Origin of the sequence: Nocardia coffeae, from assembly GCF_019890715.1 — a bacterium.
Lineage (GTDB): Bacteria > Actinomycetota > Actinomycetes > Mycobacteriales > Mycobacteriaceae > Nocardia > Nocardia jiangxiensis.
Window position 1 is genome coordinate 146,475 of sequence record NZ_JAINZY010000016.1, and the last position, 16,599, is coordinate 163,073.

The 16,599-nt window shown below is 66.6% G+C and carries 13 protein-coding genes; 6 read left to right on the top strand and 7 right to left on the bottom strand.

The genetic code is table 11. The features are described 5' to 3' along the window. Nucleotides 1-169: 169 nt before the first annotated feature. From K7711_RS39330 to K7711_RS39340, 3 genes are all read left to right on the top strand, one after another. Nucleotides 170-1,246 (top strand): S1C family serine protease, encoded by a 1,077-nt coding sequence (locus tag K7711_RS39330; RefSeq protein WP_308015149.1) that lies wholly within the window; start codon nucleotides 170-172, stop codon nucleotides 1,244-1,246. A gap of 674 nt (nucleotides 1,247-1,920) precedes the next feature. Beyond that, a complete protein-coding gene (locus K7711_RS39335) occupies nucleotides 1,921-2,961 on the top strand; it encodes an ATP-grasp domain-containing protein (RefSeq protein ID WP_235748499.1) in 1,041 nt (346 codons plus the stop codon). 38 nt (nucleotides 2,962-2,999) lie between these two features. Beyond that, nucleotides 3,000-5,015 (top strand): hypothetical protein, encoded by a 2,016-nt coding sequence (locus tag K7711_RS39340; protein ID WP_222976592.1) that lies wholly within the window; start codon nucleotides 3,000-3,002, stop codon nucleotides 5,013-5,015. Between the two features lie 74 nt (nucleotides 5,016-5,089). Here the strand turns inward: K7711_RS39340 and K7711_RS39345 are convergent, their stop codons facing one another. From K7711_RS39345 to K7711_RS39360, 4 genes are all read right to left on the bottom strand, one after another. After that, nucleotides 5,090-6,880: an AMP-dependent synthetase/ligase gene (locus tag K7711_RS39345; RefSeq protein ID WP_222976594.1), complete on the bottom strand. Its 1,791-nt coding sequence runs from the start codon at nucleotides 6,878-6,880 to the stop codon at nucleotides 5,090-5,092. A gap of 124 nt (nucleotides 6,881-7,004) precedes the next feature. Beyond that, on the bottom strand, nucleotides 7,005-7,913 hold the full coding sequence (locus K7711_RS39350; protein WP_222976596.1) for an alpha/beta hydrolase: 909 nt from the start codon (nucleotides 7,911-7,913) through the stop codon (nucleotides 7,005-7,007). Between the two features lie 19 nt (nucleotides 7,914-7,932). Then, entirely contained in the window at nucleotides 7,933-8,763 is an 831-nt protein-coding gene (locus K7711_RS39355) for an SDR family NAD(P)-dependent oxidoreductase (RefSeq protein ID WP_222976598.1), read from the bottom strand. Then, nucleotides 8,760-10,328, bottom strand: a complete 1,569-nt coding sequence (locus K7711_RS39360) for a flavin-containing monooxygenase (protein WP_222976600.1) — start codon at nucleotides 10,326-10,328, stop codon at nucleotides 8,760-8,762. The genes K7711_RS39355 and K7711_RS39360 overlap by 4 nt, the downstream gene beginning before the upstream one ends. Nucleotides 10,329-10,388: 60 nt before the next feature. On the opposite strand from K7711_RS39360, the gene K7711_RS39365 reads away from it, so the two are divergent. Next, a complete protein-coding gene (locus tag K7711_RS39365; protein ID WP_222976602.1) occupies nucleotides 10,389-11,021 on the top strand; it encodes a TetR/AcrR family transcriptional regulator in 633 nt (210 codons plus the stop codon). A 39-nt stretch (nucleotides 11,022-11,060) separates the two neighbouring features. On the opposite strand, the gene K7711_RS39370 is transcribed toward K7711_RS39365, so the two are convergent. The 3 genes from K7711_RS39370 to K7711_RS39380 all read right to left on the bottom strand — a co-directional run bounded on the left by K7711_RS39370 (nucleotide 11,061) and on the right by K7711_RS39380 (nucleotide 14,249). Further along, nucleotides 11,061-12,665 carry an MFS transporter gene (locus K7711_RS39370; protein WP_222976604.1) on the bottom strand — a complete coding sequence of 535 codons (1,605 nt, stop codon included), beginning with the start codon at nucleotides 12,663-12,665 and terminating at the stop codon, nucleotides 11,061-11,063. A gap of 7 nt (nucleotides 12,666-12,672) precedes the next feature. Beyond that, nucleotides 12,673-13,176 carry an MTB12 C-terminal domain-containing protein gene (locus K7711_RS39375; RefSeq protein WP_222976606.1) on the bottom strand — a complete coding sequence of 168 codons (504 nt, stop codon included), beginning with the start codon at nucleotides 13,174-13,176 and terminating at the stop codon, nucleotides 12,673-12,675. A gap of 80 nt (nucleotides 13,177-13,256) precedes the next feature. Further along, on the bottom strand, nucleotides 13,257-14,249 hold the full coding sequence (locus K7711_RS39380) for a glycine betaine ABC transporter substrate-binding protein (protein WP_222976608.1): 993 nt from the start codon (nucleotides 14,247-14,249) through the stop codon (nucleotides 13,257-13,259). Nucleotides 14,250-14,492: 243 nt separating this feature from the next. Here K7711_RS39380 and K7711_RS39385 point away from each other — a divergent pair, with 243 nt between their 5' ends. Together K7711_RS39385 and K7711_RS39390 are read left to right on the top strand one after the other, a co-directional pair. Next, nucleotides 14,493-15,389, top strand: coding sequence for an ABC transporter substrate-binding protein (locus K7711_RS39385; protein ID WP_235748501.1), 897 nt, complete (start codon nucleotides 14,493-14,495; stop codon nucleotides 15,387-15,389). Between the two features lie 57 nt (nucleotides 15,390-15,446). Beyond that, entirely contained in the window at nucleotides 15,447-16,598 is a 1,152-nt protein-coding gene (locus tag K7711_RS39390) for an ABC transporter ATP-binding protein (protein ID WP_222976612.1), read from the top strand. The last annotated feature ends 1 nt before the right edge of the window (nucleotide 16,599 follow it).

Consider the following 16,599-nt stretch of genomic DNA (forward strand, 5'->3'; position numbering starts at 1 on the left):
AATTGATTGAGAGGTTCCTGACCAAAAGGACGTGATGACCGTGTATCCGAATCAGGGGAGCAGGCCCGGAGAGCCGGGCCCGTACGGAGCACCTTATGGCCCGTATGCGCCGCAGGGTGGCCGTCCACCGCAGGCCCCTCGGCCGCGTCACGGGCTTGGTCTCACCGTCGTGGCCGCGATCGTGCTGGCCCTGGCGGTCACCATCGGCATGGTCGCGGCACGTCTGACCACGAACGGCGCGGTCACGCGATCGCCGATGGCGCAGTCGCCGGGCATCGTGTCGCAGCCGGTCGATTCGCAGACCAGTGCCGCGGATCTCACCGCGGCGGCGAACAAGGTCGTGCCCGGAATCGTCAACGTCGACACCCAGCTGGGCCTGCAGAACGGTGCGGGCGCGGGCACCGGAATCGTGCTCACCTCCGACGGCGAGATCCTGACGAACAACCACGTCGTGGAGGGCGCCACCAAGATCTCGGTCACCGACCTGGGCAATGGCCGGACCTATCCCGCGACGGTGGTCGGTTACGACCGCTCCGACGACCTCGCGGTGGTGAAGTTGTCCGGCGCCTCGGGCCTGCAGACCGCGCCCCTGGGCAATTCGGATCGAGTAGCGGTCGGCGACGCCATCGTCGGTCTGGGCAATGCGGGCGGCACCGGCAGCCCGACCGCGGCCGCCGGGCAGGTCACCGGGTTGGACCGGTCGATCACCGCGAGTGACGAGGCGGCCGGCGCCTCGGAGAAGCTGACCGGACTCATCCAGGTCGCGGCGAACATCCAGCCGGGCGATTCGGGTGGTCCGCTGATCAACAGTGCGGGACAGGTCGTCGGCGTGGACACCGCCGCCTCCCAGGGCTTCCGATTCGGCACCGTGAGCACGCAGGGAGGCGGGGAGGGCTTCGCCATCCCGATCAACAAGGCGCTGACGATCGCCAAGCAGATTCAGGCGGGTAAGGGCTCGAGCACCGTCCACATCGGTCGGTCCGCCTTCCTCGGCGTCACGGTGAGCGATGCCGACGGCGGTGCACTGGTCCGCAATATCGTCAGCGACGGTCCCGCCGAACAACTGGGCCTGACCCCGGGCGACGTGATCACCGGCGTCGACGGCACCACCATCGGTTCGGCTCTGGAACTCACCGACGCGATGGACCAGCACCACCCCGGCGACACGGTGACGCTGAAGTTCGCCGACCAGTCCGGGCAGACCCAGTCGGCCAAGACGAAACTCGCCCAGGGCCCGGTCGGCTGATCGAGCACCGGCACGCGAACGGACCGGCACCGCACATTCGGTGCCGGTCCGTTTGCGTTCGAACGATTCTCGAAGAATGTCGACAATCCGATTGTTCGCCCGACATCGACCGCTGAGTCGATCTTCCACTACTGCAACATTTTTCGAGCTACTGCGGTATCGACGTCATCCCCCGTGCGTCGAAATTTCCGCCATCCCGGCCCCGATGAGCCACTTCTGTTTGACGTGATGCCCGCATGGGTACTCGGACACAATGACGGCAAAACGGGGTCTGTTCCAATTGCCAACGCCCGAAAGCCGTTTCGATCACGTAACCGCCGGACACCCGTATCGACGAGGATATCGGGACACTCCGCCAGCGGCAAGAGATACGGATAGCGCATAGCAGAACACCGACCGCACAGCGATATCCGCGATGACGGCCCCGAATCGATACGCTGGATCCAGGGGTCGAGAGGAGACAGGTCTTGTCGACTTCAACACCCGAATCGACGATCCGAAACCCGGACAAAGGTTACATCGCCCTGCTGGGCTGGAGTCTGAACGCCGTCGAAGCGGTGGATCGTTTCGACCGGCGCTATGTCGTGGTGGCTCCGGCATGGGCGGAGGAATACTGTAATGAACACGAGATCCCTTATATTCTCTGGGATTTCGAGCGTCTCAACGATCGCTCGATGGAGATCGCCGAGACGCTGAAGGCCAAGGGCGTCGACGTCGCCATTCCGATCTTCGAGGAGACCGTGGAGTGGGCCGGGGCGATCAACTCCGTCCTGCTGGACAATCCGCGTCTGCTGGGGCAGGCGATGCTGCTGCGCGACAAGTCGCTGATGAAGCGCCGCGCGCAACTCGGCGGTATCCGGGTGGGCATCTTCGAGGAGGCGCACGAGCGCGACGACGTCATCCGCTTCCTCAAGCGGGTCAACCAGACTCTGCTCAAACTCGACGGCGACCTGAACGATCCGATCCACCTCAAGGCCTTCGACAAGGCGGGCTGTCTCGGGCATCGGGTCATCCGCACACCCGACGAGATCGATTCGATTCCCGACGAGGAATTCCCGGTCCTGATGGAATCTCACCTGGACGGTTGGGAATTCGCGGTCGAGGCGTGGATCCACAACGGCAAGATCTGTTTCCTGAACATCTCCGAATATGTGACTCTCGGATATTCGGTATTCGTTCCGGCGACGCCGGAGCTGGAACAGTACCGGCCGGAGATCACCCGGCAGATCGAGAAATTGATCAAGACGTTCGACATCGATTTCGGATTCGTCCATCCCGAATATTTCGTGACCAGCGACGGCGAGATGTATTTCGGCGAGGTCGCCTACCGGCCACCGGGATTCAAGGTGTTCGAACTGCTCGAGCGATGCTACGGATTCAACGCGTATCATGCGCTGGTTCTGGCCTTCGACCCGAAGACCACCGCCGAGGAGATCGAGGCCTTCTTCCCGAAGGAGGTGGTGGACGCGAAAGGACATGCGGGCTGCTTCGGGGTTTATCCGCGGCGGCGCGTGGTAAGCCGCTTGGCGATGCCCGAAGAGACCGAGGAGCACGACTACTTCGATTCACACGAACTCACTCCGCCCCTGGAAGAAATGGTGACGAAGCGCACTGCGTTCGGAAACCATTGGGGCGTACTGTACTTCTTCGGAGAGGACCCGTACACTCTCCGAAATCTGTTGAAGCGCCAGGAAGAACTCGACTTCTACATTTGAATCCGTTCGACGGTAACGGCTCACGGGGAGGATCCTGATTGAGTCCACTAAGCAGCGACAGCACGACGTTGGACAGACGTCTCGCTGCGCTGGACGATGCCACCGGATCCCTCGCGGCCGCTGCCGACTTCGGTAAGCAGGTCAAGCTGACGAGGGTTCTGGGCACACTGCGGCGGGTGCTGCCCCTCCCCGGCGGTTGCGCCGCGGTTCGCGCACGCGCGGCCGGACTCGAGTCCGCCGGACTGTTCCTCGGAACGGACTGGGCGAGTCCGGAGATCCTGATACCGGCGCTGAGCACCGGTTCCCTGCACAGTTCGAACCCGGACACCGTGGTCCTCGAGACGGTCAGCGACCTGCGTCTGCTGGCCGTCGCGAAAGGGGAATACGTGCACCCCACGGTGTCCGCCGAGTACGCGCACAACCACCTCTCGCAAGTCCTGGCAACCAACCTGTCCCTGCTGTTCACCCCACCGGGCGAGGCCGAGCGCGCACAGCAGGGCCGGATGTCGCTGGCCTCCCGCGAACTGCTGCGGCTGCTGGTCCAGGAGATCGGGTACGAGAAGGTACTCGAGAATCTGATCGAGGAGATCTGGCGCATCCTGCGCCAGCGTCCGATCCAGGTCGACTCGGTCAAGCGGATGATCACGCAGATCGCCGTGGCGCGGGCCAATCCGGATATCGATCTCGGCGCGGGCGCACTCGGCGCGGACCGGCTGATCAGCAGCCTCTACAGCACCACCGACGCGTGCCGGGAGGACCCCGGCGTCGAGATCTACCAGGCCCGGCTGGAGGCGATGGACGACGCCGCATTGCAGTCCGAGGCAACGGGATTCGCGCGATCCATGCACGACACCGGTCTGGTTTCGCCGTATCACGCGACACTGCTGCGCCATCTGCTCGGCAAGGGCGAATATCTCCTCGGTGAGGCGATGGGATTGTCCAGCACCGGGCGTGACTGCCTGCTCTGCTACCACGAGTTGGTGCGCGCACTGATCGATCGAGCAGTACATCCCGAGACGGCCCAGTGCGTCTACGGTCTCGCGTCGCTGCTCGAACGCGGCATTCTGTATCAGCCGCCGGTCGCACCCGCGATGTGGCGGCAACTCGGACTGGAGTTGTCGGCCGACTCGAAGGCCCGGCTGAACCGGATGTTCGGCCCCAGCCCGGATCCGGGAGCCTGGCTACTGTCCGGTGTGCTGTCGATCCTGGGCCTGCCGCTGGGAGTCGGGCAGGGCGACAATCCGACATGCCAGTCCGCGCGGGCGCTATCGGTGTGGGCCTACAACGATCCCGACTACCTGTTGCAGACGGTGGCTTGGGCGGCGCGTGACGACGCGATCGTCATGCACTTCGAAGGGCAGCCGATCTCCTCGCAGGAGATCGCGACGGGTGTCGCGGCCACGCTGGCGTTCGATCTGGACCCGGTATCGCTACTGGTGGTACCGCATCTGGATCGGATCTACGCGGAGATGGGACGGCGCTGTATCGGCCGCGAGGGCGATCCGCACCGCTGGATCAACCCGGAGTTCCACGGCTGGTGGTCCGGCCGCGGGTTCCGGATCAACGTCGATGTGGCCACCGGCGCGCTGACCGATCTCGAGGAGTTCCTGCGGCACTTCTACGCCAGCTATCACCCGTACTACAACGGCAACCAGCCGCTGGTCCACCCGCAGCCCGCCGGTATCGCCGTCACCGACAGCGCGGCCCGCTTCGTCGGGTGGCATGCGATCACCATCCTGCGAGTCAATCTCGACCCCCAGGAACAGATGCGGGTCTACTTCTACAACCCGAACAACGACAGCGGACAGGACTGGGGTGACGGCGTGGTCGTCGGCACCGCCGGGCACGGCGAGCGTCCGGGTGAAGCGTCTCTGCCGTTCGAGCAGTTCGCCTCACGTCTGTACATCTTCCATTTCGACCCGCTCGAGCACGGCGAGTCGGCCTCGGTCGCCCCCGACGAACTCGACCGCGTCACCGGATACATCCAGCGCAGTTGGGGCGCGGACCGGATGGGAACGGGCGCGGTCGCCGAAGGCGCGCCGACCGCGACATGATTCACGAACGAACGGCCCACCCGCAACACGCGGATGGGCCGTTCGTTCGGAAATCCATTGCCCGACAGCTGGGCTCAGCCGTAGATGGCCTCCACGTCGGAGGCGTAGTTCTTCATCACGACCGCGCGCTTGAGGGACATCTTGGGGGTGAGTTCGCCACCCTCCTCGGTCCAGTCGATCGGCAGGATGCGGATCTTCTTGATGGCCTCGGCATGCGAGACCAGCTTGTTGGTGTCCGCGACCGCGGCGTCGATCTCGGCGACCAGATCCGGGTTCTCGATCAGCTTCTCGATCGGAGTGTCGGCCGGCAGGTTGTGGCGTTCCTTCCAGCCGGGCAGCGCCTCGGCGTCGAGGGTGATCAGCGCGCCGATGAACGGCTTGCTGTCGCCGACGACCATGACCTGGCTGATCAGCGGGTTCGCACGCAGCGAATCCTCGAGCATGGCCGGGGAGACGTTCTTGCCGCCCGCGGTGACCAGGATTTCCTTCTTGCGGCCGGTGATGGTGATGAAACCGTCGGCGTCGATCGCACCCAGATCGCCGGTCTTGAACCAGCCGTCGGCGAAGGCGTCCTCGGTGGCCGCGTCGTTACCCCAGTAGCCGGAGAATACGACCGGGCCGCGCAGCAGCAGTTCGCCGTCCTCGGCGACCTTCGCACCGTGACCGGGCAGCGGGCGGCCGACCGTGCCGATGCGGGTGTGCCGGCGGGTGTTCACCGCGACCGCGGCGGTGGTCTCGGTCAGGCCGTAGCCCTCGTGGATGGTGACCCCGACGCCGCGGAAGAAATGTCCGAGGCGCGCGTTCAGCGGGCCGCCGCCGGAGACCGCGGAATCGCACCGTCCGCCCATCGCCTCGCGCAGCTTGCCGTAGACCAGCTTGTCGAAGACCGCGTGCTTGAGTTTGAGCACCAGACCGGGCCCGCCGTTGTCCAGGGCCTGGCTGTAGGCGACGGCGGTATCGGCCGCGGCGTCGAAGATCCCGCCCTTGCCGCCGTCGTGCGCCTTCTGCTTCGCGCCGTTGAACACCTTCTCGAATACGCGCGGCACCGAGAGGATGAAATCGGGCTTGTACTGGCCGAACTGCTCGACCAGGGTGGACCAGTCCGCGGTGTGCGCGACGGTGACACCGGCGTCGAACGCGGCCAGCGCCACCGCCCGCGCGAAGACGTGGGCCAGCGGCAGGAACAGCAGCGAACGCTTGCCCGGCCGCAGATCCTGCGGCATGACCGCGCGGTCCGCGGCGGACTCGGCATAGAGATTCGAATGCGAGAGCATGACGCCCTTGGGGCGTCCGGTGGTGCCCGAGGTGTAGATCAGGGTGGCCGGGGAGGCCGCCTTGACCTGTGCGCGACGCTCGTGCACGACCGCATCGTCGAGATCCGCACCGCGACGGGTGAATTCCTCGACCGCGCCCTCGCTCAGCAGCAGTGTTTCCTTCAAATCCGGCAGCGCCGACTCGATCTCGCCGATCGTCGCGCGCTGCTTGGGCGTCTCGACGACGAGCAGTTTGGTCGCCGAATCCTGCAGGATCCACTTGGCCTGCTCGGCCGAGGAGCTGTCGAAGATGGCGACGGTGCAACCGCCCGCGGCCCAGATCGCGAAATCCAGGACGACCCAGTCGTACTGGGTCGAGGCCAGGATCGCGACGCGATCGCCGAGTTCGATGCCGGTGGCGATCAGCCCCTTCGCCACGCCGGTGACGGCCTGCGCGAACTGCTTGGCAGTCACATCGGTCCAGCCGCCCTTACCGTCCGGCCTGTTGAACACCACCAGGCCGGGCGTGCGCTCGGCATGCCGGAAGACGCCGTCGGAGACGTTGATGTCTTCGGGGATGGTGTAGGTAGCCGGGACTTCGAACTCTCGCATCGGTGCCCTTCCACGTGGTTTACTCACCAGTAATTTACGCTAGCCGCCGCAAACGGCCGACGCGGGACCGCCGCATCGGCCACGACCGGGCCGTCTTGCGGCGCCGGATCGTCCGCACCTCATCCTATGGTCGGGTTTGCGCAGGTTGCAGCGATTCGTCGAGGAAGTCGGCGAGCTCGCGCACCGCGGCCGCCGCCGGGGCGACCAGCGAAGCCTGCAGCTGGGCCACATGCCACAGTCCGCGGGTCACCGAGAACTTCGTCGGCACACCGGCCTCGTCCAACGCCACCACCAGACGGGTGCACTGGGTGTACAGCATCTCGTCCCGGTCTGCCTGGACGTAGGTCCGCGGCAGTCCGCTCAGCTCACCCAGCAGCGGTGCGTAGCCGGGATCCAGACCGTCACCGGCGCCGAGGTATGCCTCGGCGCAGGCCCGCGACCACGGACGGCTGACCACCAGATCGCGCTCGCGCGGCGCGGATTCGTTCGGATCGGACCACGGCGCGATCAGGCCCAGTGCGGCGGGCCGGATTCCGTGCTCGTCGATCAGGCGGCGAGCCAGCGCCAACGACAGCCCGCCACCGGCCGAATCACCCGCTACCGCAAGGTTTTCCGGCTGCAACCCGGTGGACAGCAACTCCAGGTAGGCAGCCTCGGCGTCGTCGAGGGCGGCCGGATACGGATGTTCGGGCGCGAGCCGATAGTCCGGCAGATACACCGGACGGCCGAGTTCGCGGGCCAGGTGCGCGGCCAGCGAGCGGTGCGTGGCGATCGAACCGATGGTGTAGCCGCCGCCGTGCAGATACAGCAGCGCCCCCGTACCGGTACTCGAACCGGAGGTGATCCGCTCGGCCGGACGGCCGCCCAGGCGCAACCGGTCCACCCGGGTGCCCGGCGGCAGCACCTGCAGCGCCGAACCGGCATCAAGCAGCGCGCGCTGCACACCCCACGGCAGGCGGGCGTGCATCGCATATCGGAACATCGGGTGCAGTACCGCGCGGGCGATCGGCAGCGGCAGCGAAACAGCGGGCATCGCGGGAATCCTCATACGATCAGGGCAGGAACCGCCGGTTCACCAGAGTGGCGATCCGCTGGTAATACGAGCCGGTGGTGCGCACGAACAGATCCAGAGCCTTTGCCTCCCAGCCGATCAGCACCCGGCCGTGCCCCTTGGCGACACCGTCGGTGATGGTCTGCGCGGCCATCTCCGGAGTGTGCAGGGCCAGCTGCTTGTCGAAGAACGAGGCGAACTGCTTGGCGTCGATCCCCTCGGCGTAGGTGGCGTTGCGCGCGACGGCGGTCTTGATGCCGCCGGGATGCACACAGGTGACCTTGACCGGCTGCTTGCGCGCCATCATCTCCTGGCGCAGCGACTCGGTGAAGCCGCGCACCGCGAACTTCGCCGCGTTGTAAGCACTTTGACCGGGAACCGCGATGAGCCCGAACAGGCTGGACACGTTGATCACGTGCCCCGCACCGGATTCGACCAGATGCGGCAGAAATGCCTTGGTGCCGTTGACGACTCCCCAGAAGTCGACGTCCATGATCCGCTCGATGTCCTTGAACTGCGAGTCGATCACCTCGCCGTGGAAGGCGATACCGGCGTTGTTGTAGATCTGGTGGACGACGCCGAAGTGCTTCTTCACCTCGTCGGCGTAGAGCAGTACGGCCTCGCGCTCGGCGACGTTGAGCCGATCGGATCGAACCTGCGCGCCCAATGCCTCACAGCGGCGGACGGTTTCGGCCAGCCCCTCGGAATCGATGTCGGAGAGAGCGAGTTTCGCGCCGCGGCGAGCCAGATTCTCCGCCAGCGCGCGCCCGATGCCCGATCCGGCGCCGGTGATCACACAGACCTTGCCGGTGAAGTACGCGTCGTTGCTCACTGTCCTGCCACCACTTTCGCTTCGGGCCGCCCCTGGGCCCCGGATGTTTCAGAGTTCGCCGCGGCGCTGGTCCGATAGGCCGCGACATCGAAGTTTTCCAGCAACCTACGGAATCGGAACGTGAAATCGGGCCACAGCGTGGTGTTGTTGCCGTGCTTGTCCAGATACCAGCTCGCGCAGCCGCCGGTGCTCCACACACTGCCGACCAGCTTGTCCTGCAGTGCGCTGTTGAACGTGTCCTGCGTGTCCTTGCGCACCTCGACGGTGCGCAGCTCCATCCGATCGAAGGTGGCGACCGCGTCGGCGACGTAGTTGATCTGCGATTCGATCATGTACACCATCGAGGTGTGCCCCAGGCCGACGTTCGGGCCGAGCAGGAAGAACATGTTGGGGAAGTTGGCGATCGCCGAACCCTTGTACGCCTGCTGACCGCCCTCGTCGAAGACCTCGGTCAGGGTGCGTCCGTCGCGACCCGAAATCGTCTCGTACACAGGCGAATCGGTGACGTGGAAACCGGTGGCCACGATGATCGCGTCGACCTCGCGCTCGGCGCCGTCCTTGGTGACGACCGATCCGGGCCGGATCTCGGCGATGCCGTCGGTGACCACGTCGACGTTGTCGCGGCCCAGCGCCGGGTAGTACTCGTTGGAGATCAGCATGCGCTTGCAGCCGATGCGGAAGTTCGGGGTGACCTTCTCGCGCAGTGCGCGATCGCGCACCTCGAAGCGCAGCTTGGCGCGGGCGATGGTCTCCAGCGCCAGCATCGCGGGCGGGAATTTGGCCAGGCCGACGACCTGGGTCTCGCGGGCGGCGTAGATGGCCGCGCGGGACAACTTCTGTACGCCCGGAACGTATTTGAAGGCCAGCCGCTCGGGCAGCGTGTAGGGCCGGTCCATTCGCGGCAGCAGCCACGGCGCGGTGCGCTGGTACAGATCCAGGTGCGCGACCTTCGGCGCGATCGATGGCACGATCTGGATCGCCGAGGCGCCCGTGCCGATCACCGCGACGCGCTTACCCGCCAGATCCGCATCGTGATCCCAGCGCGCGGAGTGGAAGATCTGCCCCTCGAAGGTGTTGATGCCCTTGATATCCGGCAGATTCGGCTCGCACAGCGCGCCGACCGCGGAGATCAGGATGTCGGCGGTGAACTCGCCCTTGCTGGTGTGCACCTCCCAGCGGGCCTGCTCCTCGTTCCAGCTCGCGCCGGTCATCTCACAGTCGAACAGGTGCTTGTCGCGCACGCCGTACCGCTGTGCCACGCCCTGGATGTAGCTCTGGATCTCGGGCTGCCTGGAGAACGACCGCGACCACTCCGGGTTGAGCGCGAAGGAGTACGAGTACAGGTGCGAGGGCACATCGCAGGCCGCACCGGGATAGGTGTTGTCCCGCCAGGTGCCGCCGACGTCGCCGCCGCGCTCGAGCACCAGATAGTCCTGCACCCCCTGCTGGCTGAGCCGGATGGCCATGCCCAGTCCGGAGAAGCCACTGCCGACGATCAGGACGTGGACGTGGCGGGCAGGTTCCCCCTGATCACCGACACCACTGTCTGTAACCTTGCGACTCATGTATCCGAGCCTAAGCGCTTATTGAGCCGGAGTCAACAGTATTGACTCGCGTTCAGTAGGATGGTTCCCGTGAACGGAAAAACTGCCGCCAAGAACGGGAAGCGGGTGCGCCTGAGCCCCGACGAACGCCGTCGGCAGCTGATCACCCTGGGCACCCGGATGCTGCGCGATCGCGCGCTGGAGGACATCTCGATCAGCGATGTCGCCGAACAGGCCGGGATCTCCCGCGGCCTGCTGTTCCACTACTTCTCCTCCAAGCAGGAATTCCAGCTGGCGATCGTGGCCAACGCGAATGCCGAACTGCTCACCCGCACCGCACCCGACCGCAGCCTCGAGCTGGGCGATATGTTGCGCGATGCGGTGCGCCGCTACGTGGACTACGTCAGCGAGAACCGCACCTCGTACCTGGCCCTGCTGCGCCGTCCCGCCGGGACCGAACTCATGGCCTTGGTCGATGCGACCCGAGGCGCGCAGGCCGACCGCATCATGGCCGAGATCCCGCTGCCCCCGGACCATCCGGACCGGCCCCGGCTGGAGCTGGCCGTGCGCGGCTGGATCGCCTTCGTCGAGGAGGTCACGCTGAGCTGGCTCACCGCGGAGACGATCGCCCGCGAGCAGTTGATCGACATGCTCGTCGAATCGCTGCCCGGACTCGCCGCCGATCCGACGCTGATCGCTCTGCTGCGCAACTGAATCCGAGCCTTCCGGCCCGGCGAACGGCAGTCCGGTCGATCAGGTGTCGTACTCGTACCCCGCGCGATCGAATCGAGGCAGCGAGATCGCGGTCAGCACCGCCGCGAGCAGAATCATGACGGCCGAAACCAGCAGCGCCACATCCAGTCCGCGATGGAACGCCGCATAGGTGGCGGTGATGACCTTGTCGACGATGGGCCCGTAGGCCGCCGAGGCGGCCTGATCACCGCCCGCGGGAACGTTGCCGGTCTCGATCGCGTCGATCACGATGGCCTGGAAGTTGGCCGGGATCTGCAACTGATTCAGCCGGGAGGTCAGGTCGGAGTTGAGGAACGAGTTGACCAGCGAGCCCAGGGCCGCGACGCCGACGACCGCGCCGACCTGGCGCATGGTGTTGGTGGCCGCGGCCGCCATACCCGAATGTTCGGCGGGAACACCGGACAGCACCGCCGAGGTCAGCGGCACCACCGCGATGCCGAAGCCGATCCCGGCGAGCATCAGCGACAGCGCCAACGGCGTGAAATGCACGGTGACCCCGAGGAATTGGCGGGTCAGCAGAATTCCCGCACCGCCGAGTACACAGCCCACGATCATCGGCGTGCGCGAACCGCGCGAGGCCACCCAGAATCCGGAGATCAGCGAGCCCAGGATGATGGCCACCGCCATCGGCGCGAAGACGGCCGCGATCCGCCAGCCCGAATAGCTCACCACCTCCTGCAGATACAGCGCGGTGAAGAAGAAGATCGAGAAGATGCCGAAATACACCGCGAACGCGACGATCAGCGCGCTGCGCACCAGAGGGCTACGCAGATAGGCGAAGTCGAACATCGGATTGCGGGCCCTGGTCTCCACGACCAGAAATCCCACTCCGGCGATACCGCCCACCACGAACAGCGCGATCACCGAGGCGGCGCTGTAACCGACCTGCTCACCGGAGATGCCCGCGTAGATCACGCACGCGAGAAACGTTGCGCCCAGGACGAATCCGGGCACGTCGACCGGTCCTGGCTGCGGATCGGCGCTCTCGGGGACATAGCGCAACGCGGCGACCAACACCACCACGCCGACGATCAGGTTGAACCAGAACACCGATCGCCAGCCGAACGCGCCGACCAGCAGACCCCCGACCACGGGTCCGGCGGCCAGCGCCAACCCCGACACCGCCGCCCACGCACCCAGCGCCTTGGCTCGTGCGCGCCGATCCGGATAGATGTGCCGGATCAGCGACAACGTCCCGGGTTCCGAGGCGGCCGCGCCCAGCCCCATCACCGCGCGCCCGGCGATCAGCACCGCCACCGAGCCGGCCAGCGCCGAAAGCACCGATCCCGCACAGAAGATCACCAGTCCGGCGATCATCACCCGTTTGCGGCCCCACCGGTCGCCCAGCGATCCCGCGGTCAGCATGAGGCTGGCGAAGACCAGCGTGTAGGCGTTGACCACCCATTGCAGCGACACCACCCCGGCGTGCACATCGGACTGGATGTTGCCCAGGGTGACGCTGACGATCGTGGTGTCCAGGAACGTCACGAACAGCACCGCGGTCACGACGGTCAGCGCGAGCCGCGGCCGCTCGGCGCCGCCGCGGGTCGGGTCCCGCGATATCACGGTGCGCCACAACGATTTCGGTGCGTCCGAGGAGGCCATGTCCGGCTCAGGGCGTCGGCGCGGGCGCAGGGGTCGCCGCGGCGCACACCGGCGGCGGGTTGCCCTCGAGGGTCAGCAGCGCGCAGAACGTCGCCGCGGTGACCTTCCAGGTGCCGTCGGTCCGGACCGCCGTACCGGACTGCCCGGCCAGCGCCGGTTTGCCGTTGAGCAGGATGGTGAAGGTGACATCGGCGTGATCGGTGGCCGAACTGGCCACATTGGACACCGTCGCGGTGGTGCTCTTGGCCATCGAGGAGCCGGCCTGGGCCTTGATGGTGTCCGCGAACGCCTGGCCGTTCTCCAACAGCGCGATCTTCTGATCGGCCGTGGTGGATCCGTCGAAGAAGCGCTTGTAGGTCGTCGTCACGGCCTCGGTCACGCTGGCCGGGTGAGCGCTGGAGGGCGTACCGCTGGACTTGTCATCCGACCCGCCGCATGCGGCGGTGGTGCTCAGCAGTGCGGCCAGCGTGCAGACGGTGAGTGTGCGGGCCGCGATCGTCCGATTGAACATGCTCGCGCCTCCCTCGGGTGGCTGCTTGATCAACCCACCTGAGATTACTCGCCGGAACCGGCCGATGTGCCCGGATCGTCCTAGAGGTCGTGCTCGTCCAGCCAGCCGCGCGCCAGATCCGCGGCCGAGGCGTGCTCGTCGCGCAGACGACGGGTCAGCGTGGTCAGGTCGGCGGTGGTGAGTTCGCCCGCAACGTAGTTCAGCTTCTTGATCTGGGTTCCGGTCAGCGAGCCCTGCCGGAACAGCGGGACGATGTTCTGCGCCCGGAACGCGTAGTCCGGATCAGCGGCCACGACCAGGTCACCCGGGCCGCCGGGCAGCAGCGTCGCCGGGGCGGTCAGCACTCCGGCCTGAATCCGCCCGCCCCGCAACGCGTCCCGCAGTGCGGTATCGCTGTGGTAGATCGTGTAATGGGTGATATCGCAGCCGTAGACCTGTCGCAGCGGGGTCAGCACGTCGCGCTGCGGGTTCGGGCCGGGGCGCAGCGGATCCAGCTCGCTGCCCGTGGCGATGCCCACCGTCAGCTCACCGCAGTGCGCGGCCAGATCCTTCAGCGAATGCGGCAGGCGGGCGGCCTGCGCCGCGGACAGGACGAAGTCCGGGCGCAGATCGGTCCCGTCGGCGATATCGGAGATCGCCAGTCCCTCGGGCAGGGCCCGGCTCAGCGCATCCGAGACCGAGGAACCGGGTTCGGCCTGCGCGACGGTCGTTCCGGTCGCCTCGCTCGCCTGGGCCGCGGCCGACTCCGGATCGGGGATGCGCGCGGTCGAGCGTGGATCCAGCGCGGTCAGCAGATCGCCGCTGTCGTCGCCGACCAGCGTCACCCGATCCGCGTCCAGCGCGGCCAGCAGGTCCGCACGCCCGCCCAGCCGCGCGCTCACCACCGTGTGCGCGCCGGTGCGCGCCAGCGCTCCGGCATAGATCTCGGCGATCAGATCCGACTGCGCCGAACTGCCCGCGCCCACCGTGATCGTCCCGCCGGATTCGCTGTGCGAACACGAGACGACCAGCGTCAACGCCGTCACGGCGAGTACCGCGCGAGCCGCCGTTCGCAGCGACGCTGCCAATTCCATCCGGCGACACCTACTCCCGTTAGATAGTCAGAACGACACCCGGCTGCAAGGATGGACAGCCAGACCGCGGCCGTCCCGACGACGAATGGTAGCCGGGCCGCGCCGCACCTCACCCGGCAGCGCCGGGCCCTCGGAAGGACTGCAGTGAAATCCACGATCTCTGTCTCCGCGCGTCGGCGCGGACTTCGCCCCGCATTCACCGCCGTCCGGTTCGTCGCCACGGCCGTCGCGCTGGCCGCGGCGATGGCCCTGTCCGCCTGCGGCGGCAGTTCCGATCCGCTGGCCTCGGGATCGGGTAAATGCGATGGCGACGTCAACAAGCTCACCGTCGGCTCGGCCAATTTCCCCGAATCGGAGACCGTGGCCGATGTGTACGCCGAGGCGTTGCGCGCCAACGGGTTCACCGTCGACACCAAACTCAATATCGGCAGTCGCGAGGCGTACATCCCGGCGCTGCGGGAATGTTCGATCGGCGTCATTCCCGATTACACCGGCAATCTGCTGCAGTACCTGGACAAGTCGACGACCGCGACCGATGCGGACGCGGTGAATCAGGCGCTGACCAAGGCGCTGGGCAATGATCTGGTCGCCGGCACGCCCGCATCGGGTGAGGATTCCGATGCTGTGGTGGTCACCCAGGAAACCGTGCAGAAGTGGAATCTGCATTCGATCGCGGACCTGGCCGCGCACTCGTCCGAGGTGAGCTTCGGCGGGTCGCCGGAATTCGCCGAGCGCCCCGACGGCCTGCCTGGCCTGAAGAAGCACTACAACCTGGATATTCCGACGAACAAGTACGTCCCGATCAGTGACGAGGGCGGACCCGCGACGGTGCGCGCGCTGACGACCGGTCAGGTCACCGCGGCCGACATCTTCACCACCTCCCCCGCCATCAAGGAGAACAACCTGGTGGTGCTCGCCGATCCGCAGCACAATTTCGCCGCACAGAACGTCGTGCCGGTGCTGAACGCGAAGAAGAAGTCCGACAAGGCGCTGAAGGTGCTCGACGCGATCTCCGCGAAATTGACCACCGATCAGCTGATCGCACTCAACGAGCAGGTGTCCGGGGCCACCAAGACCGAGCCCGCGGCCGCCGCGAAGTCGTGGGTCGCCGCGCAGGGACTGGACAAGCCGATCGGATAGGTTTGCCGGTGAGCACGAATATCGGCGGAGGGAACCGAATGTCGGCGGGGTGCGGTCGTGAGTGAGATCGAATTCAGTGGTGTGAGCAAGACCTACCCCGGTGGTACGACCGCGGTCTCCGATCTGGATCTGCGGATCGAATCCGGGTCGTTCACCGTATTCGTGGGCCCGTCGGGCTGCGGCAAGACCACGTCCATGCGGATGATCAATCGGATGATCGTGCCGACCGCGGGCACGATAACCGTGGCGGGCCAGGATATTTCGACGGTCGATCCGGTGCAGCTGCGACTGGGTATCGGCTACGTCATCCAGCACGCCGGGCTGCTGCCGCATCGCACGGTGCTGGACAACGTGGCCACGGTTCCGGTGCTGCGCGGGCAATCCCGGCGCGCCGCGCGCGGGGCCGCCCTCGAGGTGCTCGATCGCGTCGGGCTGGATCGCGCTCTGGCGAGCCGATATCCGGCGCAGCTGTCCGGCGGGCAGCAGCAGCGGGTGGGTGTGGCGCGGGCGCTGGCGGCCGATCCGCCGATCCTGCTGATGGACGAGCCGTTCAGCGCCGTGGATCCGGTGGTGCGCGAGGAGCTGCAGGCCGAAATGCAACGGCTGCAAGCGGATCTGCACAAGACGATCGTGTTCGTGACGCACGATATCGACGAGGCGATCAAACTCGGCGATCGCATCGCGGTCTTCGGCCGCGGCGGCGTTCTGCAGCAATACGATTCGCCTCAGCGGGTACTGGCCGAGCCCGCGACCGATTTCGTGGCCGATTTCGCCGGGCGGGACCGCGGCTATCGTGGGCTGTCCTTCCGCACCGCCGACGACGTCGTGCTGCACGAGATCCGGACCGTGACCGGATCGGAGGTTCCCGAACTGCGGCTCGACGCCGGGGAATGGGTGCTGGTCGTGGACGATTCGCGCCGCCCGATCGGCTGGGTCGACGTCACCGCCGTCGAGCGCGTGCGAGCGGGAGACGCACTGGCCGAGAGCATGTCCGCGGGTGGTTCGCTGTTCTCCCCCGGCGGCGATCTGCGCCAGGCATTGGATGCCGCGATCTCCTCGCCCTCGGGAATCGGTGTGGCCGTGGATGATTCGGGCGCGGTGACCGGCGGCCTGCTGGCCACCGAGGTCATCGATCGACTGGCCGCGCAACGGTCGGACGAGGACGCCGCACGCAATCGCCACTTCTTCGCACCGGAGCAGGCGCAGTGAG